Raw genomic sequence first — 26,964 nt, forward strand, 5'->3', positions numbered from 1 at the left:
TATAAGATTTTTTTGCATTTAAGAAGCATGAGGGAAAGCTCCTTTGCTACCGGAAGCAGCAGAACCTCCCCCATGTATTATTTTAACTTTTCAAGCATTCGATGAAATGATCGTTCATGTTTATTCAAAGTATGCCCATTTGTATTGAACATTGCCTAATCCAGAAACATATACACCTTTTAGGTTTTCCTTTTTTACATAGACGCTTGTTTTAAAGTGAAATGGGATTACAGGCATTTCATCCATAATAATGGCTTCCGCTTGTTTTAGTATTTCTTTTCGCTTAGCTGGATCAGGCTCTAAAGCTGATTGATCTAGCAATGATGCATATTCTTCATTCATCCAGCCCGTATGGTTGTTTCCACCATCCTCTTTAAATATTTCTAGGAAGTTGATCGGGTCATTGAAATCACCTGTCCACCCCATTCTAGCTACCTCAAAATCTCCATTAATAATTCCTTCATAATACACTGCCCATTCTTCGTTACTAAGCTCGACATTTACCCCTAAGTTTGCTTTCCACATATCTTGAACAGCTTGAGCAATTTTTGCCTGGGCTGGATCTGTATTGTAGGAGAGGGTAATTACTGGTAATTCTGCGATACTATTATAGCCTTCTTCCTCTAGCCCTTCTTCCAAAAGCTTTTTTGCTTCTTGAATATCAGCATCCTTAAAATAGCCAGTTTCATTTTCTGGAATCATGGAGTTTGGAACAATGGCAGTTGCAGGAATTTCCGCACTCTGAGTGACATTTTCAACAATAGATTTGCGATCAATTGCATAAGCAAAAGCTTTTCTAATTTTTGTGTTATTAAATGGCTTTTTCTTCAAGTTAAATTCATACCAATACGTCCCTGCTGTTGGTGCAACCTCAAGATTCCCTTCATCCTGCAAAGCAGGAATGGCATCAAGCGGCAAACTGCCTGTCGGTGCGCCAGCCCAATGCAGTTCATCAGAATTAAACATATTCAACTCAGTATTCGAGTCATTTAACATCAGCATGTCAATTTTTTCTAACTTGACCGTATCTTTATCCCAATATTGTTCATTCTTTTCAAGCACAATTTGATTTTGATGTTCCCATATTGCCATTTTGAATGGCCCATTTGATGTATAGCTATCTCCCACATCCTTTGACCAATCCGGATTATTTTTAGCCACCTCACTGTTAATTGGAAAATATGTAAAGAAGGCCGTAAGCTCTAAAAAGAATGGCGTTGGATTTTCCAGTGTAACCTCCAATGTCTGTTCATCTAGTACTTTTATACCTACCTCATCTAAGGAAGCTTCCCCTTTATTGGCAGCTTCTGCATTTTTAATGTAATACAACTGATAAGCATATTGAGCAAGATTATCTGGGTTTAGCACCCATTTCCAAGCATATTCAAAGTCATACATCGTTACTGGATCTCCGTTTGACCACTTGGCATCTTTTCTTAAGGTAAATGTGTAAGTCAATAAATCATCTGATAGATCAATTGTTTCAGCCATAGCCTCTTCAGGCTCCCCATTTTGATTAATACGAGTCAATCCTTCAAATGTTTGCAGCAGAATATTGGATGACCAAACATCCGTAGCTAGGCTTGGATTAAGAGAAGATGGTTCTGTGAAGTTATTAATCTTAAGGGTCTGTTCTTTCACCTCGGCCGCATTTTCTTTTTCACTCTCGGTTGCCTGAGAGTCGGATTCCTTCGAAGAACATGCGCCTAAAATCAGCGACAAAAATAAAACGATAGAAAAAACCCATATTCGACTTCTCATAAAAATCCCTCCTATTTATTGAAAATTGAGATAATAAAGGTTATTATACATGTTTTATGGATGAATGTGGTAATTTTTCTGAATTTATTAGATAAATAAAAGGGGTATTTACAATACGTTCCTTTCTCGCCTTAGTGCTAACGGTTAAACAACAGCCACTGGCTCCTAATAGAAAGGAATTCGTAAAAATAGGAAGGGTTAATCAGTTGCACGGCAATGTTCCAAGTAGTAAAAATAGATCAGAAAAATTATTATAGGGCATTGCATTTCCTTGAGAGAAAAGGATGTTAAAGGTATATTACCAAAACAAATATAACCCCGTTCTAGATTAGGACGGGGTGAAAAAGATAATCGGAGTATCAAGAGACTTTATTAATTCTCTTTTTAATGCAATCCCAATTAAAAAGTGAAACAATGCTTTTTGTGATTGAACGAATATTTATTAAATGAGAACTTTTCTTATGCTGGGAACTAAATACTTCTCTATTTGATATAGAGATATAAATTTAGAATTGATTCATCTCGTTCATATAATCTAAGAATCTTTTTAATCATAAAAACTCATTCCCTTTATTTTCATTACATCACACGCTGATAATGGTGTTTGGTCGGAACACAAAGTTACTTCTTGTCAGCTAACAGCTGAATTTTGAAGATATTTGTAATGCCTGTGCGGTCAGTGAGTAGTGTGATTGAAATCAAATCACCTTCTGACAAATCAGAAAGTTGGATAACAGCATCCTGCCAATATATACTCACCTCTCCCCATACATCATATTGAAACTCACCTCGATAATTCTCATCGTTGAGGGAAATACCGTCAACCAATATAGAGTTCTCGCCAACTTCTTTTACTTCAGCATAGAATGTCTGAATATCAGAATGCGACATCACCCATGCTTCTTTTTCGTAATCTTTATAGGCATTAATATATCCCGCAAAATAACTAATTAATATGCTAATGAGTAAAACGATAATGGTCATAACAATAGCAACTCTATTTGGAGGAACCATTGAAATACGCTTCCCCTCAGTTGCACCTAGAGCCTTATTGATATGCCGTTTATAGGCTTGAAAATAAACAATAACAGTAGCGACTAATATAATTAGAATTGCAAACAGTGCGAGCAAATAAATAGGAAAAACCATGTAATCGCCTCCTCTATATTCCGAAATATTCTTTGAAAATGTAGTAATAACTTCTTGTTACATCAACACTTTTACCGTTAGTCATTGTAAAGATAAATTTCGACGAGAGAGTAGGTGTAATTCGTTTAACCTTATTTCTTGCAATTACAACAGAGTTACTTATACGCAAAAATTTTGTTGGGTCTAGCAAACTGACAATTCGGTATAATCGGTCGGTAGCTTGATATAGTGCTTCTTGCGTTTGTACCTCAACCTCATGACCGAACGACTCGATACAAACAATATCCTCTACAGATAAAATGATCCTCGCATTTGTTCCTTTTTCTCTCACAATCAGATTATCAATGAAGTTGTTGGTTTCACTTAATACCAAGTCGGCAGTATCATCTATTTCAATTCCTCGTTCTTCGAGTGCAGATTTGATTTCATCATAACGCTCATTACTAATTTCAAGTTTGATTATCAAATTGCAACCTCCTCTTGTTCATAGTGATACACTGACATATTTCAAAAGAAGTATAACAATCGGATATTCCCATTACCATATGAAAGGAACACTTTACAGATATAGCCACATAGATTACACAATATAGTTGATATTAATTAAAAAGTAGAATTACAAAATAATTGGAAGCATTATTTCGTATTATAATCTTCATAAAGAATTGTAGCAATTGGGGATGGCATTACAGTTAGGAGCCACACTAACGAGAAAAATAGAGATTGAAAGCCCTAAGGATTTATGGGTTGGGGAAACGACTGAAACCCTTATTGGACAAGAGATTAGAGGGATATTGAACAAAAGAAAAAAGACTGGATCATATTGAATCCAGCTCCGAATTGATATTGACTTTTGATTAAAAAAACTAATTGAAAAACGATTGAATATATAATAGACTACCCGCTTCCATTACCGTTTGGATACCGACTATTTAGGAGTAGGTACCGACTTTTTAGCGTGGAAACCAACCAAAAGTCAGGGAGATATAATAGAAAGAAGAACTCTGAATTAAGAAATACCCTCTATCTTGATTTACTTATTTTATATAAGAACCCTTAATTTTTTATAGGGACACTTATGAATGTACCCTGCGTCTGTTTTTGCCATCTCACCTAATTACCTTAAAGTTAAGTTTTTTTGCAGACGATAATTTTTGAGATTCTGAGCAAACGTTTTTTGAATCTCTCGGTTTCCCTTTAAAGTTGTATTATTACCATTCATATACAATTCCTCCTGTTTCATCTGTCTAATCCGAATTGATAGATTAGAACATCCTGTTTTATTAAAGCTACTGTAATTATAAGCAGTTGGGGGAAATATACAACTGATAAAAGTGGCTCAAAAGGAGATAAGGCAGGGTAAAACAAGGGAATTGAAACGAAGACAATAAGTTGATAATAGGATATGAAAAATAATTGATTAAGGTTATATTACATAATTAGAGCTATGCCAAAATGTACGAATCAATAATAGCAAATGAGGAAATTGAGTAGAAATTATTGAAAATCTATCACTTTCTTCACTTTTCAAGAGTATTCTCACAAATTCTATTATTTCCGTATTTGACAAATTAGAAAATCACTCAACAAAACACAACATATAGTATCACTAATTATTTAATATATACTATATATTGATTCACTTGGAATATAGTGCTATAATTCAATATTGTGAGGAGGCAAAAAATGAGCATTAGATTACACATATAAGGAGGTGACTATATGGTACGAGTACAAATCAATACATCCCAAGTTAATAGAGCCATTAGGGATTTTAATAGAGAAGTAGATAAGCAAGTAAAAAGAGAAATGCAGAAGCTCGAACGAGAGTTAAAGAGAAAGCTAAAATAAAAAAGCTCTTATTTGTTTTGCAGAACAAATAAGAGCCATTGATTTATATATCCACGTTTATATTACAACAAAATTCGTTTTCATAAAAGAGGACTTACGTTCGCCTCCCTCACCATATCAATTAATGAGGTGATTTATAAATGGGTAAAAATCAACATGTTACACCATATTCTGGTGGTGGATTTCAAGTAAAAGGTGCAGGAAATTCAAGAGCAACAAAAGTATTTGATACTCAACGTGAGGCAATTTCATTTGCAAGAGATATTGCAAAAAATCAGCAATCTGAACTGTTCATTCATAACAGAACAGGACAAATTAGAGAAAGAAATAGTTACGGAAATGACCTTTATCCACCAAGAGGATAATTGAAATGAAATCCTTAGGAATTCAATAACCGCTTTACTGCTATAACAGGGGGGAGTATCATTCCTCCTGTTTCTTTATGTATTTTTATAGTTATTTGATTTAGTAAGGAATTGTTTAAGCTCTTCTTCACTTATAGATTCTATATCAATCCCCTTTTCCGATAACAATAATCTCATAACGCCCTAACTTTTACTCTTTGATAATTAGGATTTCGAGAAATTGCAATTACTCCGTCAGGGTAGGCATCATCGAACACCTCCATCTCCTTTAACAATTTTCCACTCAGATTTTCCACTATCCCTAACCCCTTTCACTACTTAGTTCAGAATCACGTTAGATTCCATTTCAAAAAATCCCTGCCTTCTATGTAGTTGCAAAATCCAAGTGTATTCTCTCCCCTTCTCTCAAACCCTTGTCATTCCTGCCTTTCTCCGATTTCCCCAATTTCTGTAGTTTAATTGGTTCTTCCCCCATTCGCTCCTTTTTTCTCCTGTTTTTTGTAAGAACCCTGATTTTTTAGGAAAATGAGTTGTTCCGTAGGAACAGGGTAAAGGGATTAGGAATGAGGGGATTTTTTCATGCTTTTTCTCCTGCCTTTTTTCAATTATTCCTTCTGGCTTTCTATCTTAAAATCGCTGATTTATCAGGCTTTTCCTCTGACATTTATTCATGCCTTTCTCATGCTTTTTCTGGCTTTTTCTTCGCTTTTGGACACAAAAAAACGAGGAAAATTAGAGGCAATTTTCCGATTTTCACTCGTTTTAGAGAACAACTCATTTAACTGAGAATACATATTGTTTTGCTACAGAACAGTTGAATTTTCCGATAACAAATTATTTAGCTTTAAAGTAAAGTTTGATCAAAAATACTTCACAAACCCAAATTTTACGTGAAATTAATAGAACCCGTTTTGAAAAAAAGATTGACCAAAACGGATTCTTTATTTGTGAAGTATTATACATTTTTTATAAAAAAGTTTGATCATATTCTGAAATCCGATCTTTAACAAAAGCAACTGATGCTTGATGATCGTTCCATAATTACCAAAGAAGTTATTTACCAGATTTATTTTTTAACAAAGTAAATTTTATAGCTCAACCATTTATTGAATTCATTAACTGGAAGAAGTATTCAGGTTGATGAGTCTTATTTAGGTTATACCATGAATGTAATGTATCTGGTGCAAATACATCTAATTTTTTCAGTACTTCCATCGCAAATTCCAAAGGAGCTATTCCTGATGCAGTAACTAAATTCACATCAGATACCGCAGATCCCACCTCATAGAACTTTTCTCCTTTATAGTTAGGACATACCATTTTAGTGTATTCTAAATTATTACTTGTATGCTTTCTAGTATCTAAGTATCCCATATTCGCAAGGGCATCAGTTGCACCACAAATTGCAGCAACAATAGTGCCTAGCTTTAAAGCTTGGCCAATTCTTTCCAAGATAGGTTGATGAATTTCTTCACTCCAAGTAGTCCCTCCTGGTAAAATTAAAAGATCCTTACTTTCAAGAGTACATTCATCAAGGGAATTATCTGGTTTTATGCTCAGTCCTCCCATAGTAGTAATCATTTCTTTATTAGCTCCTACTGTAATTACTTTTAAAGGTACTAAATCCTTTTTGAAATATCTTCCTGAGTTTAGTTCAGCAATTAAATATCCATATTCCCAGTCCGACATTGTATTAAATACATATAGAAAAACTTTTTTTGTTTGCATCCAATAACACTCCAATCACAATTGATATAGCCTATTATAATAAAACTTCCCTGACAGCTACCGTCAGGGAAGTTTTCATACTTGATAAAATTTTATTAAATCAGACAAAACTTCAACAAGTCTTTTCTTAAAACTTATTGGCTCAATAACTTTAATAGATTTATTGTATGGTAAAAGTAAATAAGGTACATATGTATGTAGCATATCTTTTTCAAGAAGAAAAACTGCTTGATTTGAAGTCCGTTCTTGTAAATAATGTCCTAAAAACCAATGTTGGCAAATATCAGCCAATACACTTTTATCCCCATTAATAACCAAAGAAATAATCCCTTCCTTATCTTCTATAGTTGGAAGAAGATTTTTTATAAAAAAATCACGTGCTGAAAAATTTTCTGGCCGGTTAAACTTATTTTCAGTTAGTATTAGACTTTCAATTCGATCTACTCTAAAACTACGGATATCATTTCTAAGATGACAAAATCCAATCACATACCACTTATTATTCCAATAGATAATTCTGTACGGATCGACCAATCTATAATTTAATTGCTTTTCGCCACTTTTATGGTAAAGAATTTTTACTGAGTACCGGTCAGCTAAGGCCTGCTCTAACTCCTTCAAAAAAGATTCCATAGAGAGAGAACTTAATCGACTTATTACTTCAAGACTAGTTAAATGTTGGTTTATCTTTGTTTCCTGCTCTTGATTTGAGTATTTACTTAGTTTTGAAATGGCCCTATTTAGTGCTTCACCTCCATAATATCCGGCTTCTTCTGCAAAAACAGCAGCATGAAATAGTGAAGTTTGCTCCTCAAAATCAAAAAAAAGAGGAGCTTCAATAAAATTGTTTATTAAAGTGTATCCACCGTTATGACCTGTGTCTGAAATTATAGGTACACCACTTGTTGAAAGTGTATCAATATAACGATACACAGTCCTTATATTTATTTCTAACTCTTCTGAAATTTCCTTTGCAGTAATTTTTTCACCTGAACGAAGCATCCATAGAATTGCTAACATATTGTCAATTTTAGGCATATAAATCCACCTCTATAGTAATAAAGAAATTTTACTGTATTCACATTTAATTATAACTTCCATTTCCTTAAATTATCTCTTGTTAGGTTTAATTATAATTCTTCACAATTGATGAAGAGACATCTTGAATATTCAACCACGGTTTATAATCTGAGCTAATCTTAGAGCCACGCCCGACCTTCTTTAATCCATATATCAATTTTAGATGTTCTAGTTCTTTTCGACACAAAAACACCCCTTTATATGATCATATCTAAAGGGGTGTAAAGATTCGCATCCTTTTTATAAACATCGCGACTTTATTTCAAACCTACACAACAACCTGTAGCAATGGAATAAACTTTAATAAAAATGAAGTTACAAACCCTTATTTAGCAACCAACACAAAAACTCCATTTTGAAAATAGATTGATCATTTCAATGTGTCTTATGCAGCAAATGCTAACCGCAACAGTTTTAACATTTGCAAACCATTAAATGGTTCCCATCAGGGTCTTTGAAATTAAACCATTGGTTATGCTCAATTTCTGTTGTTAATTCGACATTCTTACCTTTCATATACTCATATGCTTGTTCTATATTATTAGTATTCAAATGAAAAGGTGGAGTTTTGAAAATATTATCCGCTGAATAAATCTTGCTATCTAATACAATTCTCGTTCCGTTCATAGCTACTATATACAAATGATCAAATAATATTTCACCATCTGCTGATAAACCTAATATGTCACAATACCATTTACGAGCTTCTTCAATGTTGCTTACGGGAATAAACACAGTACCAATTTGATTTAAAATAGGGTTCATAGATTACCTCCAAATTTAGCTATATAGGTTTAATTCGTCATGTATTAAATATCTCCTTCTTGTTGAATTATACTGACCCCGTTAGTAAAATATCGAAGTGTAGCAAATTCCGGTACATCTTTTTTATAAACAGTATAACTTTGTTTCAAACCGACAAGATGCCCCCCCAAAAAAATTACATTCCTACGCCATTCCAACGCTCCATTCCCCTCAACTGTAGTTGAAAACAATAGTGTATTCTCCCCCCTTCTTTCAAATCCTTGTCACTCTTGCCTTTTTCTCTGGTTTCCTTTCTCTAAAGCCCTTTATTTTTGGGTTTTCCTCCTGCTTTCCTTCTGGTTTTATCAGGCTCTTTTTCAGGTTTTTTCTCTGGCATTCTCAAACAAAAAACACGAGGAAAACTGGAGAGTTGCTCCAATTTTCACTCGTGTTATTTACCGATTATATTTGACCATTTTACAAGTTGTTTTGCTATTTACCGTTTATGATTGACGGATACAGCTAAGTTTTTTGGGGTCTTCTACTATAAACCTGATAATAAAGTTGTTTAATTCTTATTGGACTAACGCCCCATTAGCTTAACAAGAAAACCCTTATTCAAATACAACCAGTATTATGTTCTGGACAAAAAAATACACTGGGTAGTTGATGAGATACTCTCCAAAAAGATTCCCCGTAATTTTTTAAGTCTTTTTGTAAACAAGTAGGACAGAACTTAAAAAATGTGGTTTCTTTTACTGTGCTTGCAACTATGCCCATTAACATGTGAACATTTTGGCTTTGATGATTTTTTATTTCATTAAAAACGGCTTCTTTCTGTGATTCTTCAAGGAAATTCGTATAATAATTAAATGGAGTATGTTTAAATACTAAGTCCTCCAAATTATCATACCCAAATATTTGTATTTGCTTTGCAAAAGTCTCCAAATTTGTTGGGAAATCAGGAGTAAGTATTGCTCTTGTATCATTGAAAAGATCAAACAAAGCATCTCTCATACTAATATTTGGACTTTGGTTATAATATCTTGCAAAAAGACTATATAATAATTCATCTTCATGAATTTTCGGAAACCATCCAAGCATAAAAATCCTCTTTTAAAATAGTTTATCGTCAGAAAAGGGTGCGATTATTAAACCTTTTTCTAAAAGAGATTTATGAGCACTCTTTTTTTCCTTTCTCCCATTATCAACTATTTTAAAAATAATATTCACTGTCCTTTTATTTTTTGGTTTGGAAGGATTGGCTTTCTTAGATTCATTTATTTGACTAATAATCGTTAAAGCTTTTTGAACTGCTTCTTTAGAGCTAATACCTTTATTTTCATTAATAACTCTCTTTGCAACGCTTTCGGCTAATTTTTCACTTACATCCAAATTAATAAGAGTTAGAATTACCTTTTCTAAAACTGAAAGTTCTTTTTGCAATCTTTTCTCAGCTAATTTATCTTTCTGTTCAGTTATTTTATCTCTCATATTGATCATAGGTTTTCTGCTTGATAAAAAGTCTTCTATATCAAATGGAGTAATATCATCATATTTAGCTATTTGATTAGGTTCACCTGAACGTAATGCTTTAAGCATATCCTGGACCATAACTAGGTATTTATTACTTACTACGTTAAGCATTTTGGGTGATATTTCCTCGGTTCCTGTTTCAATTGCATACGATTGAGCCAATAAAAACAATTTAACTGCAATATCAACAATGCCTTGGCTTTCATCATGAAGGACATCTAACCATTCTTTTGATAATTGTACTCTCTTCTTGGTCCATTGATATTCCCACATACTTGTCATTAATACTTCCCAGTTATCATCATTTTTCATTTGTTCCCATATTATTTCCCCATGCCCACCAGCTCTTCTTGCCTGCCTAAAATTTAATTGTAATAGTTCCTTTGCTTTTGTTGTTCCAATCAGCATGATAGGAATACCAATTTCATTTACCAGTGTTACTAAAAAATTCATCATGCTTGATGATACTTCATCTTTTGCTGTTAACAAATGCTGAATCTCATCAATAATTAATACACCTAAGCAATGTGCTCTTGCTAATTGCCCAACCCTAATAATTAGAAAACTTAATGAATCACCTTTCTTTCCGTAATCCTTAAAATATGTAGTTCCTAGAATCTCATCAATTTTAATAAAAAAATCTAAACACAGTGTTTTAGGTGATCCATCATTAGGACAATTAAGTTTTATCCAAGGAAGTTGTACTATATTCAATGGATATTGATGTACAATAGCTTTAGGATAAAGAGATAACACTCTTTCAATGGTAGAAGATTTACCCATCCCTGAAAAACCAATCATACTTAAACTCGATGCTGTCTTACTGATGTTAGGGGGAAGACCTAATGGCTCATTATTTTCTAGCCTTCTATGTAGTTCAATAAGAGTTTCGGCATGAGTTTTGCTATTAGGGTTTCGATAAACATAACCGCCTCTAATTAGCCTTGAAAATTTCGCTTCAAGTTCCAAAGTTTTTTCCGTAGGCTGATAACATCTTGTTAATCGAATTAGTGAATGAAATCGATGATGTGCCGACAAATTTACTTCTTTCTCATTGTACTCAGGAAGATATTCTAGTTGCTGAAAAGCATCCTCTATAGAAAGAATAGGGGGCAGTGCTTCTATTAATGGGTTATTCCTATAATCAACAACTTCTTGTTCCCTATATTGTGCAATAATAGCATAATCATCATTGTCTAACTTGATTAATTTTTCCATTATTTTTTCCGCCCTCGATTTGCATACAACTGTTTTATAGATACTTTTAATGTACTATCATCTATATTTATTAGATTATCCTTTTTGGAATCTTCAACGATATTTTCCTCACTGTAATGTAGTTTTAGTGTTTCATCATTTCTCCTTTCAAATTGTTCTTCCTTCCGGTGTTTTTTTATGTTTTTGGTTCGTTCAGATTTACTTAAGGAAGAGTCCAATTTTTCTTTTTTATTCTTATTAGCCGCTTCCACGACATTTTCTATATTGGAGTAGAAATTTAATTCATTTTCTAATTGGGTATGTTCGAAATTCCTATGATCCTCAGATTCAAACTCTAAAAGTTGCTCAATTTCTTCAATTGTTTTATTCATGTACCTATTGTGATGTTCTAACAAGGTACATGGTATGAATAGTTCGTCATCTTTCGTATGCAAATAGATAATATCCATATTTCTTGGATCATACGAGAAATCTACCTTCCAGCTGCCTTTTTGCCTAGCTCTTGAAAACCATCCTTCTTTTAAAGCTCTTGGATGTGTATATAACATTCTTTTATATTTAATACCTTTTTCGGTTATTGTAGCAGTAGCCCTAGGAAGTAAATAGAACATCACTTCATCAATTCTGTGCTTCTTTAATTTACCTGCAGCATTTTTCACACCCCATTCCCATAATTTAATTGGAATGGGTTGAACATTATCTCTTATTTGTTCCTCACTTCTGATATATTCGTCCATATAAAAGTTATGGTTATAGAAAAGGATGAAATTAATTAAAACTTTTGTATAATCCTCAATTGTCAAACTTGCTTCTAAGCGATAATCTTTTGCACCTCTTTCTCCGTAGTCTTTATGCACATATCCTGGTAAAAAGGGCTTGATTTTTTCCTGAGAAGTGTCAAATAATTTTTCAACAATGCCCTTCCAATCTGGACGGTAGGGTGGGGTATTACTAATACGTGGACCCAATCCTTCAATTAAATGGTCTACTCCGTGACTAGCCAATTCCCCTCTATCCCCAATAAAATTGCTAGGCAAATGGCTAGATGGCCACATCTCGGGAGAAATATTAATACCAAATTTTTCACAATACTCTACTTTATCCATGCAGGTATTAACCATTGCATTCATCATCGCTTTCCAAGAGGCGTTTTCTAGCCCTACGTAAAGTCCTGTTATTAAATGGGTATAAACATCGACAATGAAATACGTTGTAGGTCTTCCAACAATCCAATTTGGATTAAATCTGTTAACTAGATAATTATTACTTTGTGTAGCATCTATTTGAAAAATATCTCCCGGGCCCTCTGTTTCAGCAGTAGAAGAACCTAAAATGGATCTATAATTTTGCTCATACTTATAGCGACCTTCTCTTGCAATCGTCACCTTATCATTATCAAATTCACTTTTAAACCAATATTGATACTGTCGAAAGGTTGGTCTATTTTCTTCAGGATGAAGAATTCTCTTTTCGTTTCCATCTTCATCGTAATACTTCAATTTAGTATAATAGTCTGCTGTCATCTTCTTAAAAGCAAAATTTAAGGACGACTTCTTCTGATTTAAGTAATATTTCTTTATAGATTTTTCAAATTGCTGCTTAATCTCTTCTGTAATTACAATTCCGCCTTTACCATTCTTTTTAGGTCTTCCTGTTTTCTTTTTGATTTTTTCTTTATTCTCTAAATTAACGTTAATATTATTACTGTTAACATTTATTTTAAGAAAAGCATAATCCGGAAAAAGGCAATCGATTACCATTCCTCTTTGCCAATACTTTCTTAGATTTTTAAGTAATGTATTATGTGATCCAATGTTATGTTCAGTCATCGCCATTTTAATAATTAGATTTCTATGTTCCTTTTGGTAGATTGCAGGTTTTAAATCAACAATAGGTTTAATGTAACTCCAGGTTCTATCTCTATGTTCTATATCATTAATTGTAGGAGTTCGATTTAAAACAATTCCTCTGTCAATTCTGATTGTAAAGTCCCCATTTTTTGCTCTTTCTTCTATTTCCTTAATAGTCATAATAAAAGGCAGTGCTTTTTTATCATTAATGTCGATTACATAGGTGATAATGTAACCCTCATCAATCCATAAAATTCTGTAAGTTTTTTCAGTATCAAGATCTACTATAAGCTCGTTAACTGATAGAACTTCCATATTGATTATTAAATCCCCCTTTTGTAAAAGACATTCCGTTTAAGTTGATTTTGTGAGGTCGAATGGGTTTATCCATATCTACGGGAACAATATATTGACGCGCATATAAGTGCCTTATGTAATATATACTAGAGCCATCATCTAGGTTATAAAGTGAATCAAAATCCTTACAACAATCGATTAATTTCCTCTCAGGATGTTTATTGGATTGATTAATTAGAAAATCAAGGAAGTGCAAACTCATTTCCTCTTCATCTTTACTTACAAGGTAATAATACTCGTGGATATATTTTAAATTTTTGAAAAACTGTTCAGGCATTACTTTTTCGTCAATAATAGCCCATTCTACGCCCTTATCCTCCCAATACTGCCTCTCTATTTCAAGTTTTTCACATACCCTAGGATCTTCAAGTTCTTCACTAGGTTTAATTGAGCGTGCAATAAAGAATATTTCATTTCCAGCTCGACAAGTTGCTAAGAAATCTGTGGTCATCACAATAGGAGTTTGAGTATTTTCTTCAAAAGGGTGAGGGATATTTTTTTGTGAGGAAATATCTAAGGTATCCTCCCGATCAAGTGGGAATTGTTCTCTAATATCTACAACTTTATTGCTCCATTCTAAATAATAAAAATATGAAAGCTCTAAATCTGATAGTAATTGATGCTTTCTTTTTGTTTTCCAACCTTTTGGACGGTGAGATCTGCCACTACTCGGAACATCATTTATAGTCAGCCAAGGAAGATAGTTATTTAACTCACCATTTCCTCTTCCTTCTTTAAAATATTTCGCAATTTTTTCCTCAGTCCAAGTGTAACGACTTCTTGCCAAATCTACACCTCCAATACCTCTATATACTCTCCTAACTTATAACAAAAAAACATATTTTTTACAATGAATTATATTAATAAATTCAAACCTGAACAAATGTCAAACAATATAGGGATTAATAGTCAAACAGAAGTGTTAAAAGTTATACTTCCTAAGCTCCTATTTGAAAACAAAAAGTCAATAACTAATTAAAAAGATTGTTCTATATATTTTTAATTTTACCGATAATTAATTTTATAAATTATGCTACAATAGCAACAAAAGCTAAAGGGGGACTATTTAAAATGAAAAAAGATTTAATTGAAAGACTAACAACATATGTGAAAGTTGATACACAATCTGAAGATGGTGTTGAAGCCACACCATCAACCCCTGGACAGCTTGTACTAGGGAACATGCTTGTGAAGGAATTAATTGAGATTGGTATGGAAGAAGTATCGATAGATGAATATGGCTATGTAATGGCTACATTACCAGCCAATATAGATAAACACGTCCCAACTATTGGCTTTATAGCCCATCTTGATACATCTAGTGATTTTACAGGCAAAAATGTTAATCCTCAAATTGTAGAAAAGTATGATGGCGGAGACATTGTATTAAACGAAGCATTGCAAGTTGTGTTATCTGTGAATGATTTTCCTCAATTATCGAATTATAAGGGGCACACACTCATTACCACAGATGGAAGTACTCTTCTTGGTGCGGACGATAAAGCAGGGATTGCTGAAATTATGACTGCTATGGCCTACTTAATTGAGCATCCTGAAATCAAGCATGGGAAAATTAAAGTTGCCTTTACACCTGATGAAGAAACATCAAAAGGACCTGTTAAGTTTAATATTGATGCCTTTAATGCACCATTTGCATATACAATAGATGGTGGTCCTCTAGGGGAATTAGAGTTTGAAAGTTTTAATGCTGCAGAAGCAACTATTACGATTAAAGGAAGAAACATACACCCTGGTACGGCAAAAGGTAAAATGGTTAACTCCTCGAAAATTGCGATGGAATTGAATAGAAGACTACCTGTTGAAGAAGCTCCTGAATTTACTGATGGGTATGAAGGTTTCTATCATCTTACCAATATTAATGGTACTGTTGAGCAAACAACACTGAATTACCTTATTAGAGATTTTGATAAGGAAAACTTTAATAATAGGAAGGTTATGATTGAGAAAATTGTGCATGACCTCCAAACGATCTACGGAAAAGATATCATACATCTAGAAATAAACGATCAATATTATAATATGAAAGAAAAAATAGAACCTGTTTTTGAAATTGTAGAAATAGCAGCGCAAGCAATGAAGAACTTAGGTATCTCACCGGATATTAAACCCATTCGTGGTGGAACAGATGGGTCAACCCTATCCTACATGGGTCTTCCGACACCAAACATTTTCACAGGCGGTGAAAACTACCATAGTAAGTATGAGTTCGTTTCAGTTGATAACATGGTTAAAGCTACAAATGTAATCATTGAGGTTGTTCGGATTTTCGGAGAAAAAACTGAGTAAAAGAAATAACCTATCTTTAAAATCTTGTCAAATTATTGCAATAAATTAAGTCTTTAAACAGAATCAGGAGTAATGTAGAATGATTAGATTAGAGAAAGTAAACGCTGATAACTACCAAGAAGTTTTTGATTTAGAACTTGTAGGAGAACAAAAAAACTTTGTGTCGTCAAATATGAAATCGTTGGCACAAGCATGGGTATTTTACGATAGAGCCCAGCCTTATGCAATTTATAAGGATGATACAATAGTAGGTTTTATAATGTTTGACTATAGAATTGAAAATAGGAAAGTAGAGATTTGGCGATTTATGTTAGGGACTGCCTATCAAGGCAAAGGCTATGGTAAAGAGGCATTGATCAAAGCTATTGAATTTTTGAAACAAGAAAAATTATTCGACTATATCCAAATAAATTATGTTAAAGGAAATCTAGTGGCAAAAAAACTTTACCAAAAAGTTGGTTTTTCGGAAACGGGAGAAATGGAAGGAAACGAAGTTGTTATGAGGCTCTCAATAGTGCAATAATAGGGGGCAGATACATTCCTGTAAATTATCCACTTCAAAAGACGAATAATACTCAATATGTGAAAAATAATAAAAACGAACTATTCTGAAGCTCTAAAGAGTTTCAAATAATAGTTCGTTTTTTTTTATAAGGCATAAATCCAATTTAAGAGCTTGTTTATACACGCGATGAGAGCACAAATAATTAAGGTTTTTGTAAGGTACAGGGCAGATTGCTGTAAGGAGCATTCAGTATAGTAGAGATAACACCAAAACGAGGAGGATATTCATGAACACAATGGTACAAGTTCAAAACGTCTCAAAAGTGTATGGCAAAGGAACTAACACATTTGAAGCGTTAAAAAATATAACATTTGAAATTAATAAAGGCGAATTTGTCAACATTATGGGACCATCAGGAGCAGGGAAATCAACACTACTAAATGTTCTGGCCACAATTGATTCGCCATCAACAGGTGATATCATCATTGACCAAACGAATATTGCCAAGATGAAAGAAGGTCAGCTAGCAGATTTTCGTCGCGATCATCTCGGCTTTATTTTTCAAGATTACAACTTACTTGATTCATTGACGGTTCGTGAAAATATTGTTTTGCCGTTAGCTATTGCGAAAGTTCCAGCAGCACATATTAATGAACGCGTAGAAAAAATGGCACAACAATTTGGGATTGAAGCGTTACTTGATAAATATCCATACCAAATTAAAATGAGCACTATCTTAACAAAAAAGAAACTGATTAGCGATAATCTAATCAGTTTCTTTTTTTAATATTAAAAACTGGTTTGCTAAATACTGGTTTCTAGGTCACGACCTAATTGTTAAAGTCACAACTGAGTTGTATAGGTCACGACTGAGTTGTTTGAGTCACGACTGAGTTGTCATTAGACAAAAACAAACTAATCTCTCCCCACAACCTACTCCACAGTCACACTCTTAGCCAAATTCCTAGGCTTATCAACATCGCAATCGCGGTGTAAGGCAGCGTAGTAAGCTATCAGCTGAAGCGGAATAACAGAGATAAGTGGCGTTAATAGTTCGTGTACTTCTGGAATGATGAAGGTGTCTCCTTCTGATTCCAGTCCACTCATTGAAATAATGCATGGGTGGGCGCCACGGGCAACGACTTCTTTCACATTGCCTCGAATGCCTAGGTTGACACTTTCTTGTGTTGTCACGGCAATGATAGGTGTGCCTTCTTCAATCAACGCAATGGTGCCGTGCTTTAGTTCTCCACCAGCAAAGCCTTCTGCTTGAATATAAGAGATTTCCTTTAGTTTTAATGCACCTTCAAGGCTGACATAGTAGTCAATGCTTCGGCCGATGAAGAAGGCGTTGCGAGTAACTGTTAGGTATTCACGTGCAATCGATTCGAATTCTTCCTTTTCATCACAAAGAACTTCCATTCCGTTAGCAATAATTCCAAGCTCATGAATCAAATCAAATTCTAGTTCTATTCCGCGACTCTTTGCAGCTACATAAGATAAAATGGATAACACTGCAATTTGGGCAGTGTATGCTTTTGTAGAAGCAACAGCAATCTCAGGTCCTGCATGAAGCAATAATGTATAATCTGCTTCACGTGATAGTGTTGAGCCTTGTACATTTGTAATCGTGATCGCTTTATGGCCCATTTCTTTTACCTGAACGAGTACTGCACGGCTGTCTGCTGTTTCACCACTTTGTGAAATAAAAATAAATAATGGTTTTTCAGAAAGCAGTGGCATATTATAGCCAAATTCACTTGAGATGTGTACTTCAACTGGGATGTTTGCCATTTTTTCAATGAACTGCTTTCCTACTAGGCTTGCATGGTAAGACGTTCCCGCTGCGATAATGTAAATACGATCCGCTTCATTCACAGCATCAAGGATTTCTTGATCGATTGTTAACTCACCTTGGTCGTTTTGATACTTTTGAATAATTTTTCTCATCACTAAAGGCTGTTCATCAATTTCTTTGAGCATATAATGCGGGTATGTGCCTTTTTCAATATCACTCGTATCAAGTTCAGCAACATAGGAATCACGGCTAATAACTTCGCCTTCAAGATTTTTAATCGTTACTTGGTCTTGAGTAACAATGACAATTTCCTTGTCCATTAACTCTACATACGTATCCGTTACTTGCAGCATTGCCATTGCATCGGATGCAACGACATTGAATACATCCCCTAAACCGACTAATAATGGACTTTTATTTTTTGCAACAAAAATCGTTTCTTGATTTTGATCATCTAGAAGCCCTAGCGCATAGGAGCCTTTCAATAACTTTAGTGTTTTGCGGAATGCTTCTTCTGTGCTTAAACCTTCCGTAGCAAATAATTCAATCAGTTGCACAATTACTTCTGTATCTGTTTCACTGACAAAATTTACATCCTGTAAATACTCACGCTTTAAGATTTCATAGTTCTCAATAACACCGTTATGCACAAGTGTAAAACGGCCTGATGCACTTTGATGCGGGTGCGAGTTCGTTCTACTTGGCACCCCGTGTGTAGCCCAACGAGTATGACCAATTCCGCTATTTGCGAATACATCAAAATCAACTGTTTTACGCAAATCAGCAATGCGCCCTTTTTCTTTAAAAACATGAACGCCTTCTTCATTCATCACTGCAATACCAGATGAATCATACCCTCTATATTCAAGCTTTTCTAATCCCTTTAAAAGGATTTCCTTCGTATCTTTTGGTCCAATATAACCTACAATTCCACACATACTTCTTTTCCTCCTGACGAGTGGGACAAGAAGCCAACTTAGGGCAGTCTTGCCCCTTTTCTCTTTATTAGATTTGTATGACGTCAGACATTTCATCCGACCATACTAGAAATTTGTGCTTTGTAAATAGCATTCCCTTCTCTTTGTCCATTAAGTTGCCAAAATGTTTTAAAGAAGGAATTACGGTTTGCTTTAACCGGGAGGTATCCGCCGAATAATCGATAAACCTCCTCCTCGTCAACTAATCCATTCCCGTTCCAGATTAGCCCAGGCGCTTCAATTCCAATAATAAAACACTACCCACCTTCTAAAATAAAGTTATATTTACAAAGCAAGATTATCATACATCAAGGGTATCTGCTCGTCAATAAAATAAGCAGAAGGCAGAGCAAGAGTACTTTCTTTGACAAAATCTCTTCAAAAAGTCTCTAAAAAAAATCCCCTTCTAAAATAAAATATGCATAAGGGAATGTTTTCGTTCCCTTATGCATGTCCTCATCTTATTCTTCGTCTAATCCCATTTCTTGTTTCACAACTGTGGCAATTCGTTCCACATAGGCATTGCACAATTCTTCTGTTGCAGCTTCTGCCATTACTCTTACAAGTGGTTCTGTTCCTGAAGGGCGAACTAAAATCCGTCCATTTCCGTTCATTTCGTTCTCAACTTCAGTAATAATATGACGTACCTTCTCATTATCTGTCACATGATGCTTATCTGTCACTCGAATATTGACAAGCCTTTGTGGGAATTTTTGCATTTCCTTTGCCAGCTCTGATAATGGCTTCTTCGTCATTTTCATTATATTAACAAGTTGAAGACCTGTTAGGAGGCCATCACCTGTTGTCACATAGTCCAAGAAAATGATATGGCCCGATTGTTCCCCGCCTAAATTAAAGCCATTCTTCTTCATTTCCTCTACAACATATCGGTCACCAACTGCTGTTTGAACACTTTGGATTTGATTCGCTTCCAGTTGTTTATAAAAGCCTAAATTACTCATAACTGTTGAAACAACTGTACTATGCTTCAATCTGCCTTGCTCTTTCAAATACTTGCCACATATATACATGATTTGATCGCCGTCAACAATCTCACCATTTTCATCAATAGCAATTAGTCGATCCCCGTCTCCATCAAAGGCAAGTCCAATATCTGCTTCTCTTTCCTTAACAAATGCTGCTAAGCTTTCTGGGTGGGTTGAACCGACTCCTTCATTAATATTCAATCCATTAGGAGACGCACCCATCATCGATAAATCAGCATCTAAATCAGCAAATAAATGAGAGGCAATCGATGATGTTGCACCGTGTGCGCAATCCAAAGCAATATGTATTCCAGAGAAGTCTTCATCTACCGTCTGCTTTAAATATTGCAAGTACTTCTGTCCACCTTCAAAATAATCATTCACTTGGCCAAGATCGCCACCAATTGGTCTAGGCAGTTGATCCACTTCCATGTCCATTAAGCTTTCAATTTCTAACTCCTGTTCATCTGAAAGCTTAAATCCATCTGGTCCGAAAAACTTAATCCCATTATCTGCAACAGGATTATGGGAAGCAGAAATCATCACTCCAGCTTCCGCTCCTAATGCTTTTGTTAAATAAGCAACACCAGGTGTGGATAGAACACCTAAACGCATCACCTCTGCTCCAATAGATAAAAGTCCCGCTACTAATGCTCCCTCAAGCATATGTCCAGATATTCGTGTGTCACGTCCTATCAAAACCTTTGGATGATTTTTATCCTTTGTAAGAACGTAGCCCCCACATCGGCCTAATTTAAAAGCTAATTCAGGCGTAAGCTCACTATTAGCTACTCCACGTACGCCATCCGTACCAAAATATTTTCCCATTCCTTATCACTCCTCCATTATTTTTTTAAATTGATTCCTTTTCTATAATCGATATTTTTGCTGTTTCTGTTGACAGCTTCCATTCCACTTCTGTTGGACCTTTTACATTGATTTTCACTTCATGTTCACCCTCTTCTAAATTAGCCAAATCTAGAAAAACATTGAAGTCTGCTGGTTTTAACTGTGAGATTTTTTCCCGCTCTCCAAAAACAGTGATACTAGCTCCATTCGTAGGAGATTGAAGACTAGCTTCATACTGCCCTGATAAACCTGATAAGTGGATAGGGAGATTAGAAAACTGGATGTTTTCATCCGTTTCTTCTCCATCCCCTGTGTCTGTATTTCTTTCATTCGTTAGTACTTCTGCCTTTACCGTTTGCGGATTTACTTCTTTAATCCCATCAGAGATGATTACCGGGAGAGTGAGCTCGATATTGCTAGTAATTTGACTTAAATCCACTTCAACCCTTACATTTTCCGTTTCATCCAGCACTTCTTGGCTCGCATAAATTTTTACCTCTGTTACATCAAGCGTAATCGAGTCAATTGTAATATGGTCTGGCGGGCTGCCTTTTTCGATAACCGTAATAGGCACTGTTTTACTTAAGCTCTTGACAGGAATAATTACATCCACCGTCTCCTGCTCGAGAATAACATCAAGCTTATTCATGTCTTTATCAAGAACAAGAACCTGTGCTTCTCGTCTTACAGTTTCATTTATTGGCCCTTTCAAATTCACAGCCGCTTTCACATAGGTGATTTTTTCAATGGTATCCTTTGCACCAGTAATTTTTATTTCCTTTGGCTCGGCTTCAGGTGCTTCTGAAATATATCCATCTTCAAGCAGTGATTGATCAAATTCAACATCGATCTTATATTCCTTTGTGACCTTTTCTTGTATGTTCACATTAACATAGGCAGGATCAATCGTTACTTCTAACTTATCCGAAATATCACGTATTTCAATTGGTACTCTTTTTGTACCGATTTCAGCATCAGATAAATCGACATACACTTCAAAGTCTCTTTGGACTTTTGCTGGCTGCAGAACATTCTTTGGCCCCTTCACCGATAATGAAACGGTATCTGGCACACCCGTTACAATTAAATTATCTGTATCATAGTATGTCTTAACAGGGACACCCTCGATTATTTCTGTATCCTGCTCTCCTGGAACATTGACATTTGATACATTTTTAATCGGATCATAAACAGATTGAAAAAGGAGCAAAGCAAGTATTAAAGAGATTACCTTCATAAACCACCGGGTATCCACTAGCTTATCAATAAACTTATCCATTTTTCTTTACCCTCCAGTTCCAACGTCCTGAAGAAGTTTGTTTCTGCTGGCTTTGTGCTATTAATTCTTTAGTAACTAATTCCTTAAATACTTCAGATTTTAAATCACGGTGCAGTTCCCCATTTTTCGTTAAAGACACACTTCCCGTCTCTTCGGAAACAATGATTGTTAAGCTATCGGTTACTTCACTTATGCCCAATGCTGCTCGATGTCGTGTTCCTAGCTCTTTTGATATAAATGGGCTTTCAGATAATGGCAAATAGCATGCCGCTGCTGCCACGGTATTTTTCTGTAAAATAACAGCTCCATCATGTAATGGAGTATTCGGGATGAAGATATTAATGAGCAGTTCTGATGAGATTTTTGATTCTAGCGGGATCCCTGTTTCGATATAGTCACCCATCCCTGTTTCACGCTCCACAGAAATAAGTGCACCAATCCGACGCTTAGCCATATAATCGACCGCTTTAATAATCGAATCGACCATTTTCTCTTGGTCGTCTCCTTCTTGGTTCCCACTCCTTGAGAATAGGCGGCCCCGTCCTAATTGTTCAAGTGCCCTTCTAAGCTCAGGTTGAAAGATAATTGCAATGGCTAAAAATCCCCAAATGAGTACTTGTTCCATCATCCATCCTAATGTTTGCAAGTGGAAGGTATCACTAATAATTTTCACTAAGAGTATGACAAAAATGCCTTTCACTAATTGAACAGCTTTCGTCCCACGAACAATTGTTATAAGCTTATAGATGACGAACCATACTAGGAGAATGTCAACAGTATTAGCTAGAAATTTCAGTATTGAGAAGTCTGAAAACGACATTATCCTTCCTCCAAAAATATATATTAATAAGAAGTAAACCCTCTTTTTCATTACATAACTTCCATATTATATCATTGAACGCATTCCCAATCCAATTACGAGCCAAATGAAATTAGGAAGATTCCGTCACTCTTACTTTCTTGAAGAATTTACTAGTACGAGGGAAGGAACAAAAGGAACACTGCCCTTTTTGCAGTGTTCCTCTTCACAATTACCAAATTCCCTATTCTTTGTCATCGAAGATATTTATTACTTCTTTCGACGTTTTCTTGATGTGATACCACATCCACTCAAAAATCGCATTCACTTCTTTAATCTCTCCAGATACATGACCAGCTGAAGCTAAGTACTTCTCGCCATTTATTACGGTCACATCTCCTTCTACCTGTCCTTGTATTTCGATTTTCCCATTCTTCACTATTACATCGCCTTTAACTACTTCTCCTTCTGGAACAATTACTGTATCATTCTGAACGATCAGATTGGGCTGCTTTGATACAGAAAACTGATGATCTTGTTCCCATGAAGAGAATAAACTACCAGCCATAAGAACGATGAAAAGGGAAGCAGCCGTTAATAGCGGATGATGTCTGAACCATCGCTGAAATCCAACCTTTCGCTTCTCCTTTGGGAGTTTCGCCATGACATTCGCCGTGAAATTAGACGGTACTTGTATATGGGAAGTACTCTGTACAAAAGCGATTGTTCTTCTCAGTTCATGGAAATGCTCTTGGCAAGCCTCACAGCTTTGCAAATGATTTCTTAGTACCTGTTCATGTTCGGCTGAGATTTCTTCGTCTAAATACTCGTGCATATAAATATTGATTTCTGCTGGACACTTCAAAGTTCTCACCCTCTTTTATTATACATACCGTAATTGTTTTCTTAACGCTTCTCTCCCACGATGAATCCTTGTCTTAACCGTGCCTAATGGCAAATCTAAGATTTCACTTATTTCATTTAGTGAAAGCTCTTCAATATATTTTAGTACAATAACTGTTCGGTATTTCTCAGGCAGTTTCGAAATCTCTCTCTGGATTGATTCCTGCAATTCTAAGCTTTCTAGATCATCTTCTGGGAGTGTCGTATCTGCTGCGATTTGTGAGTACATCGTTAGCCCATCAGTCCCTGCCACCTCAGCATCTAAATAATAATCAGGCTTTTTCTTCCTAATTCGGTCGATACAAAGATTTGTTGCAATTCGATACAACCATGAAGAGAACTTAAGATTTATATTAAAGCTATGAATATTCACATAAGCCCGTAGAAAAGCTTCCTGGGCGATATCCTCTGCTTCATGTCTATTCCCTAACATTCTGTAACAAATATGAAAAACCTTATCCCCGTATATTTCAACCACTTCTGCATATGCATCTTGATCGCCTTTTAATACCTGTTTAATCCTTTTCTTTACGATTGCTTCCATTTTCTTTACCTCCGCTCATAGTGCGGCTAATCGACATTACGAATCGATAGCGGAAAAGGTTTCACTTTTTTGAACAATATTATTATCTATATTAACAAATTTTTACTTGTTTGGTTTAATAATTTCCCCGAAAGGTAATAAATAAAAAAATAACATATAAAGGATCGATTCTATGAATGCATCCAATTTGTTAAAAGAGATAGAAGAATGTCGGAAAGAAATGATTGAATTAGCTAGTATTTTCCCTTTATCTAATAAAGAAGTAGTAGCTGCCAGCAAAAGGCTAGACCAGCTGCTAAATTTATATGAGAAGCAAGGGAATAAGCCAATAAAGCAAAAAAATGGGGCTGTCATATAAGTCTGAATTCGACTTATATGACAGCCCTATTTTCTAATAAAGATTATAATAACTTCTCGCCAAAGAGTGAGCCCATTAAAGCAACTGCTACTGTAGCTGTTTTGTTTTTATCATCTAATATCGGATTGACTTCAACAAATTCCGCTGATGTAATTATTTGTGATTCAGCAAGCATCTCCATTGCTAAATGACTCTCACGATAGCTAATCCCTCCATTGACAGGGGTTCCTACACCAGGTGCATCAAGCGGATCTAATCCATCTAGATCTAGAGAGAGATGAACACCATCTGTTTTTTCTTTTAAATAAGCAATCGCTTCTTCCATTATTTTCGTCATGCCACTGCGATCAATTTCATGCATCGTATATACTTTTATCCCTTTTTCTTTAATCAGCAATCGTTCGCCTTCATCCAATGATCTTGCACCAATAATAACGATATTTTCAGGTTTTACCTTTGGCTCATATCCGCCAACATTCGTTAGAAGTGGATGCCCTAGTCCCATACTTACCGCAAGAGGCATTCCATGAATATTACCTGTTGGAGATGTTTCAGCTGTATTCAAGTCACCATGTGCATCATACCAAATCACTCCTAAATTTTTGTAGTGTTTGGCTACCCCTGCAAGTGTACCAATCGCAATACTATGATCTCCTCCAAGAACTAACGGAAATGCTTTCTCTTTAATTGCCTTATCCACTTCATTTGCTAGTAATTCCGATTTTTCAGCGATTAAATGTAAATTTCTAAGATTGGATTCAGGATCAATTTCTACTTCAGGTCTACCAATTGCTATATCCCCATTGTCCCGCACTTCATCAAATAAATTTTTCAATCTTTCATTTATCCCAGCATAGCGGATTGCACTTGGCCCCATATCTACACCGCGTCTTGTTTGTCCTAAATCCATCGGCATTCCAATAATTGCAAGCTTACTCATGACTTAATTTCCCCCTTCATCCCTGTAACTACCTCTATTTTAACCATATTAAAGAAAATGACTCAACTCGACAAAATACTGTATATATATACAGAAATAAGTAAAGATTTTAAGTTTACTGTCAACTGTATAATAATCAACAAAAAAAAGACCCAAAGGAACAATTCCTGTTTAGGTCTTTTTCATCATAAAATGAGCCATGAAGGACTCGAACCTTCGACCCTCTGATTAAAAGTCAGATGCTCTACCGACTGAGCTAATGGCTCAAAATAATGGCTGGGCTAGCAGGATTTGAACCTACGCATGTCGCAGTCAAAGTGCGATGCCTTACCGCTTGGCTATAGCCCAATAGCTATTTTTAACAAAATAAAAAGGACTAATTATAGCTTGTCCATTTCTCAAGTTTTTATTAAAAAATAGTGGTGGAGGGGGGCAGATTCGAACTGCCGAACCCGAAGGAGCGGATTTACAGTCCGCCGCGTTTAGCCACTTCGCTACCCCTCCAAAAAGCTAGAAGACATGCCGGCCAGAGGACTTGAACCCCCAACCTACTGATTACAAGTCAGTTGCTCTACCAATTGAGCTAGGCCGGCATAAAAAAGAATATGGTGGAGGATGACGGGATCGAACCGCCGACCCTCTGCTTGTAAGGCAGATGCTCTCCCAGCTGAGCTAATCCTCCATATAATAATGGTGACCCCTACGGGATTCGAACCCGTGTTACCGCCGTGAAAGGGCGGTGTCTTAACCGCTTGACCAAGGGGCCAAATTTCTTATGGTAAGCTCCCAAGCGGGTTCGAACCGCTGACCTCTTCCTTACCATGGAAGTGCTCTACCTGCTGAGCTATGGAAGCATAAAAACTACCTGCTCAAATTCAGTCAAATAGACCTTCAAGAAAATGGCTCCGCAGGTAGGACTTGAACCTACGACCGATCGGTTAACAGCCGATAGCTCTACCACTGAGCTACTGCGGAATAATATAAAGCCTAGCGACGTCCTACTCTCACAAGGGGACAGCCCCTAACTACCATCGGCGCTGAAGAGCTTAACTTCCGTGTTCGGGATGGGAACGGGTGTGA

The 26,964-nt window shown here is 35.5% G+C and carries 23 protein-coding genes, 8 tRNA genes, 1 rRNA gene and 1 pseudogene; 7 read left to right on the plus strand and 26 right to left on the minus strand.

What is annotated here, in order from left to right; all coding sequences use genetic code 11:
* Positions 1-120: 120 nt before the first annotated feature.
* From J2Z40_RS10595 to J2Z40_RS10605, 3 genes are all read right to left on the minus strand, one after another.
* The gene (locus J2Z40_RS10595) at positions 121-1,761 is read right to left on the minus strand and encodes a peptide ABC transporter substrate-binding protein (RefSeq protein WP_066399891.1); all 1,641 of its coding nucleotides are present in this window, start codon (positions 1,759-1,761) and stop codon (positions 121-123) included.
* Between the two features lie 621 nt (positions 1,762-2,382).
* Complete coding sequence (locus tag J2Z40_RS10600; RefSeq protein ID WP_066399890.1) at positions 2,383-2,910, minus strand: hypothetical protein; 528 nt, start codon at positions 2,908-2,910, stop codon at positions 2,383-2,385.
* Positions 2,911-2,923: 13 nt separating this feature from the next.
* Positions 2,924-3,376, minus strand: a complete 453-nt coding sequence (locus tag J2Z40_RS10605; RefSeq protein WP_066399889.1) for a LytTR family DNA-binding domain-containing protein — start codon at positions 3,374-3,376, stop codon at positions 2,924-2,926.
* 214 nt (positions 3,377-3,590) lie between these two features.
* Between J2Z40_RS10605 and J2Z40_RS10610 the strand changes: the two genes are divergently transcribed.
* The 3 genes from J2Z40_RS10610 (at position 3,591) to J2Z40_RS10615 (ending at position 5,126) form a co-directional block, all read left to right on the plus strand.
* Positions 3,591-3,737, plus strand: coding sequence for a hypothetical protein (locus tag J2Z40_RS10610; protein WP_157087893.1), 147 nt, complete (start codon positions 3,591-3,593; stop codon positions 3,735-3,737).
* Positions 3,738-4,632: 895 nt separating this feature from the next.
* Positions 4,633-4,761, plus strand: coding sequence for a hypothetical protein (locus tag J2Z40_RS20000; RefSeq protein WP_281064466.1), 129 nt, complete (start codon positions 4,633-4,635; stop codon positions 4,759-4,761).
* A 140-nt stretch (positions 4,762-4,901) separates the two neighbouring features.
* Positions 4,902-5,126 carry a DUF2188 domain-containing protein gene (locus J2Z40_RS10615; protein ID WP_066399888.1) on the plus strand — a complete coding sequence of 75 codons (225 nt, stop codon included), beginning with the start codon at positions 4,902-4,904 and terminating at the stop codon, positions 5,124-5,126.
* A gap of 1,095 nt (positions 5,127-6,221) precedes the next feature.
* On the opposite strand, the gene J2Z40_RS10620 is transcribed toward J2Z40_RS10615, so the two are convergent.
* The 7 genes from J2Z40_RS10620 to J2Z40_RS10650 all read right to left on the minus strand — a co-directional run bounded on the left by J2Z40_RS10620 (position 6,222) and on the right by J2Z40_RS10650 (position 14,426).
* Complete coding sequence (locus tag J2Z40_RS10620; protein ID WP_066399885.1) at positions 6,222-6,854, minus strand: type 1 glutamine amidotransferase family protein; 633 nt, start codon at positions 6,852-6,854, stop codon at positions 6,222-6,224.
* A gap of 75 nt (positions 6,855-6,929) precedes the next feature.
* Positions 6,930-7,892, minus strand: a complete 963-nt coding sequence (locus J2Z40_RS10625; protein WP_066399884.1) for a helix-turn-helix transcriptional regulator — start codon at positions 7,890-7,892, stop codon at positions 6,930-6,932.
* A 456-nt stretch (positions 7,893-8,348) separates the two neighbouring features.
* On the minus strand, positions 8,349-8,699 hold the full coding sequence (locus J2Z40_RS10630) for a VOC family protein (protein ID WP_066399882.1): 351 nt from the start codon (positions 8,697-8,699) through the stop codon (positions 8,349-8,351).
* Between the two features lie 597 nt (positions 8,700-9,296).
* Positions 9,297-9,782: a TniQ family protein gene (locus J2Z40_RS10635; RefSeq protein ID WP_066399877.1), complete on the minus strand. Its 486-nt coding sequence runs from the start codon at positions 9,780-9,782 to the stop codon at positions 9,297-9,299.
* 12 nt (positions 9,783-9,794) lie between these two features.
* Entirely contained in the window at positions 9,795-11,432 is a 1,638-nt protein-coding gene (locus J2Z40_RS10640) for an ATP-binding protein (RefSeq protein WP_066399874.1), read from the minus strand.
* Positions 11,432-13,597: a Mu transposase C-terminal domain-containing protein gene (locus tag J2Z40_RS10645; protein ID WP_066399871.1), complete on the minus strand. Its 2,166-nt coding sequence runs from the start codon at positions 13,595-13,597 to the stop codon at positions 11,432-11,434. Before J2Z40_RS10645 ends, J2Z40_RS10640 begins: the two co-directional genes overlap by 1 nt.
* Entirely contained in the window at positions 13,578-14,426 is an 849-nt protein-coding gene (locus J2Z40_RS10650) for a heteromeric transposase endonuclease subunit TnsA (RefSeq protein WP_066399869.1), read from the minus strand. The genes J2Z40_RS10645 and J2Z40_RS10650 overlap by 20 nt, the downstream gene beginning before the upstream one ends.
* A 284-nt stretch (positions 14,427-14,710) precedes the next feature.
* Here J2Z40_RS10650 and pepT point away from each other — a divergent pair, with 284 nt between their 5' ends.
* The 3 genes and pseudogenes from pepT to J2Z40_RS10665 all read left to right on the plus strand — a co-directional run.
* On the plus strand, positions 14,711-15,946 hold the full coding sequence (gene pepT / locus J2Z40_RS10655) for a peptidase T (RefSeq protein ID WP_066399868.1): 1,236 nt from the start codon (positions 14,711-14,713) through the stop codon (positions 15,944-15,946).
* Between the two features lie 79 nt (positions 15,947-16,025).
* Complete coding sequence (locus J2Z40_RS10660) at positions 16,026-16,469, plus strand: GNAT family N-acetyltransferase (protein WP_066399867.1); 444 nt, start codon at positions 16,026-16,028, stop codon at positions 16,467-16,469.
* A 268-nt stretch (positions 16,470-16,737) separates the two neighbouring features.
* Positions 16,738-17,172: pseudogene (locus J2Z40_RS10665) on the plus strand (ABC transporter ATP-binding protein); the annotation flags it as partial.
* Positions 17,173-17,384: 212 nt separating this feature from the next.
* On the opposite strand, the gene glmS reads toward J2Z40_RS10665, so the two are convergent.
* From glmS to sigW, 6 genes are all read right to left on the minus strand, one after another.
* On the minus strand, positions 17,385-19,187 hold the full coding sequence (gene glmS / locus J2Z40_RS10670; RefSeq protein WP_066399866.1) for a glutamine--fructose-6-phosphate transaminase (isomerizing): 1,803 nt from the start codon (positions 19,185-19,187) through the stop codon (positions 17,385-17,387).
* Positions 19,188-19,687: 500 nt separating this feature from the next.
* Positions 19,688-21,040 (minus strand): phosphoglucosamine mutase, encoded by a 1,353-nt coding sequence (gene glmM / locus J2Z40_RS10675; RefSeq protein ID WP_066399864.1) that lies wholly within the window; start codon positions 21,038-21,040, stop codon positions 19,688-19,690.
* A gap of 25 nt (positions 21,041-21,065) precedes the next feature.
* The gene (locus tag J2Z40_RS10680) at positions 21,066-22,340 is read right to left on the minus strand and encodes a CdaR family protein (protein WP_066399863.1); all 1,275 of its coding nucleotides are present in this window, start codon (positions 22,338-22,340) and stop codon (positions 21,066-21,068) included.
* Positions 22,333-23,160: a diadenylate cyclase CdaA gene (gene cdaA / locus J2Z40_RS10685; RefSeq protein WP_066399861.1), complete on the minus strand. Its 828-nt coding sequence runs from the start codon at positions 23,158-23,160 to the stop codon at positions 22,333-22,335. Before cdaA ends, J2Z40_RS10680 begins: the two co-directional genes overlap by 8 nt.
* 223 nt (positions 23,161-23,383) lie before the next feature.
* The gene (locus J2Z40_RS10690) at positions 23,384-24,004 is read right to left on the minus strand and encodes an anti-sigma factor family protein (protein WP_066399859.1); all 621 of its coding nucleotides are present in this window, start codon (positions 24,002-24,004) and stop codon (positions 23,384-23,386) included.
* A gap of 18 nt (positions 24,005-24,022) precedes the next feature.
* Positions 24,023-24,586: an RNA polymerase sigma factor SigW gene (gene sigW / locus J2Z40_RS10695; protein WP_066399857.1), complete on the minus strand. Its 564-nt coding sequence runs from the start codon at positions 24,584-24,586 to the stop codon at positions 24,023-24,025.
* Positions 24,587-24,758: 172 nt separating this feature from the next.
* On the opposite strand from sigW, the gene J2Z40_RS10700 reads away from it, so the two are divergent.
* A complete protein-coding gene (locus J2Z40_RS10700; protein ID WP_066399855.1) occupies positions 24,759-24,944 on the plus strand; it encodes an aspartyl-phosphate phosphatase Spo0E family protein in 186 nt (61 codons plus the stop codon).
* Positions 24,945-24,987: 43 nt separating this feature from the next.
* On the opposite strand, the gene rocF is transcribed toward J2Z40_RS10700, so the two are convergent.
* From rocF to rrf, 10 genes are all read right to left on the minus strand, one after another.
* Positions 24,988-25,884: an arginase gene (gene rocF / locus J2Z40_RS10705; RefSeq protein ID WP_066399852.1), complete on the minus strand. Its 897-nt coding sequence runs from the start codon at positions 25,882-25,884 to the stop codon at positions 24,988-24,990.
* A 193-nt stretch (positions 25,885-26,077) separates the two neighbouring features.
* Positions 26,078-26,150 (minus strand) — tRNA-Lys (locus tag J2Z40_RS10710).
* A 7-nt stretch (positions 26,151-26,157) separates the two neighbouring features.
* Positions 26,158-26,232: transfer RNA gene (locus J2Z40_RS10715), tRNA-Gln, on the minus strand.
* 72 nt (positions 26,233-26,304) lie between these two features.
* Positions 26,305-26,388: transfer RNA gene (locus tag J2Z40_RS10720), tRNA-Tyr, on the minus strand.
* A 16-nt stretch (positions 26,389-26,404) separates the two neighbouring features.
* Positions 26,405-26,477: transfer RNA gene (locus J2Z40_RS10725), tRNA-Thr, on the minus strand.
* Positions 26,478-26,490: 13 nt separating this feature from the next.
* Positions 26,491-26,566 (minus strand) — tRNA-Val (locus J2Z40_RS10730).
* A gap of 9 nt (positions 26,567-26,575) precedes the next feature.
* Positions 26,576-26,650: transfer RNA gene (locus tag J2Z40_RS10735), tRNA-Glu, on the minus strand.
* A gap of 15 nt (positions 26,651-26,665) precedes the next feature.
* A tRNA-Thr gene (locus tag J2Z40_RS10740) sits at positions 26,666-26,738 on the minus strand.
* Between the two features lie 46 nt (positions 26,739-26,784).
* Positions 26,785-26,859 (minus strand) — tRNA-Asn (locus J2Z40_RS10745).
* Positions 26,860-26,869: 10 nt separating this feature from the next.
* Positions 26,870-26,964, minus strand: a 5S ribosomal RNA gene (rrf, locus tag J2Z40_RS10750); the annotation flags it as partial.

The sequence above is a fragment of the Cytobacillus eiseniae genome (assembly GCF_017874625.1).
In the GTDB taxonomy this organism is placed as follows: Bacteria; Bacillota; Bacilli; order Bacillales; family Cytobacillaceae; genus Cytobacillus; species Cytobacillus eiseniae.

Excerpts from the sequence above, each read along its gene's own strand:
- J2Z40_RS10595 (WP_066399891.1), bottom strand. The coding sequence starts at position 1,761 with ATGAGAAGTCGAATATGGGTTTTTTCTATCGTTTTATTTTTGTCGCTG.
- J2Z40_RS10600 (WP_066399890.1), bottom strand. The coding sequence starts at position 2,910 with ATGGTTTTTCCTATTTATTTGCTCGCACTGTTTGCAATTCTAATTATA.
- J2Z40_RS10610 (WP_157087893.1), top strand. The coding sequence starts at position 3,591 with ATGGCATTACAGTTAGGAGCCACACTAACGAGAAAAATAGAGATTGAA.
- J2Z40_RS20000 (WP_281064466.1), top strand. The coding sequence starts at position 4,633 with ATGGTACGAGTACAAATCAATACATCCCAAGTTAATAGAGCCATTAGG.
- J2Z40_RS10615 (WP_066399888.1), top strand. The coding sequence starts at position 4,902 with ATGGGTAAAAATCAACATGTTACACCATATTCTGGTGGTGGATTTCAA.
- J2Z40_RS10620 (WP_066399885.1), bottom strand. The coding sequence starts at position 6,854 with ATGCAAACAAAAAAAGTTTTTCTATATGTATTTAATACAATGTCGGAC.
- J2Z40_RS10625 (WP_066399884.1), bottom strand. The coding sequence starts at position 7,892 with ATGCCTAAAATTGACAATATGTTAGCAATTCTATGGATGCTTCGTTCA.
- J2Z40_RS10630 (WP_066399882.1), bottom strand. The coding sequence starts at position 8,699 with ATGAACCCTATTTTAAATCAAATTGGTACTGTGTTTATTCCCGTAAGC.
- J2Z40_RS10635 (WP_066399877.1), bottom strand. The coding sequence starts at position 9,782 with ATGCTTGGATGGTTTCCGAAAATTCATGAAGATGAATTATTATATAGT.
- J2Z40_RS10640 (WP_066399874.1), bottom strand. The coding sequence starts at position 11,432 with ATGGAAAAATTAATCAAGTTAGACAATGATGATTATGCTATTATTGCA.
- J2Z40_RS10645 (WP_066399871.1), bottom strand. The coding sequence starts at position 13,597 with ATGGAAGTTCTATCAGTTAACGAGCTTATAGTAGATCTTGATACTGAA.
- pepT (WP_066399868.1), top strand. The coding sequence starts at position 14,711 with ATGAAAAAAGATTTAATTGAAAGACTAACAACATATGTGAAAGTTGAT.
- J2Z40_RS10660 (WP_066399867.1), top strand. The coding sequence starts at position 16,026 with ATGATTAGATTAGAGAAAGTAAACGCTGATAACTACCAAGAAGTTTTT.
- glmS (WP_066399866.1), bottom strand. The coding sequence starts at position 19,187 with ATGTGTGGAATTGTAGGTTATATTGGACCAAAAGATACGAAGGAAATC.
- glmM (WP_066399864.1), bottom strand. The coding sequence starts at position 21,040 with ATGGGAAAATATTTTGGTACGGATGGCGTACGTGGAGTAGCTAATAGT.
- J2Z40_RS10680 (WP_066399863.1), bottom strand. The coding sequence starts at position 22,340 with ATGGATAAGTTTATTGATAAGCTAGTGGATACCCGGTGGTTTATGAAG.
- cdaA (WP_066399861.1), bottom strand. The coding sequence starts at position 23,160 with ATGTCGTTTTCAGACTTCTCAATACTGAAATTTCTAGCTAATACTGTT.
- sigW (WP_066399857.1), bottom strand. The coding sequence starts at position 24,586 with ATGGAAGCAATCGTAAAGAAAAGGATTAAACAGGTATTAAAAGGCGAT.
- J2Z40_RS10700 (WP_066399855.1), top strand. The coding sequence starts at position 24,759 with ATGAATGCATCCAATTTGTTAAAAGAGATAGAAGAATGTCGGAAAGAA.
- rocF (WP_066399852.1), bottom strand. The coding sequence starts at position 25,884 with ATGAGTAAGCTTGCAATTATTGGAATGCCGATGGATTTAGGACAAACA.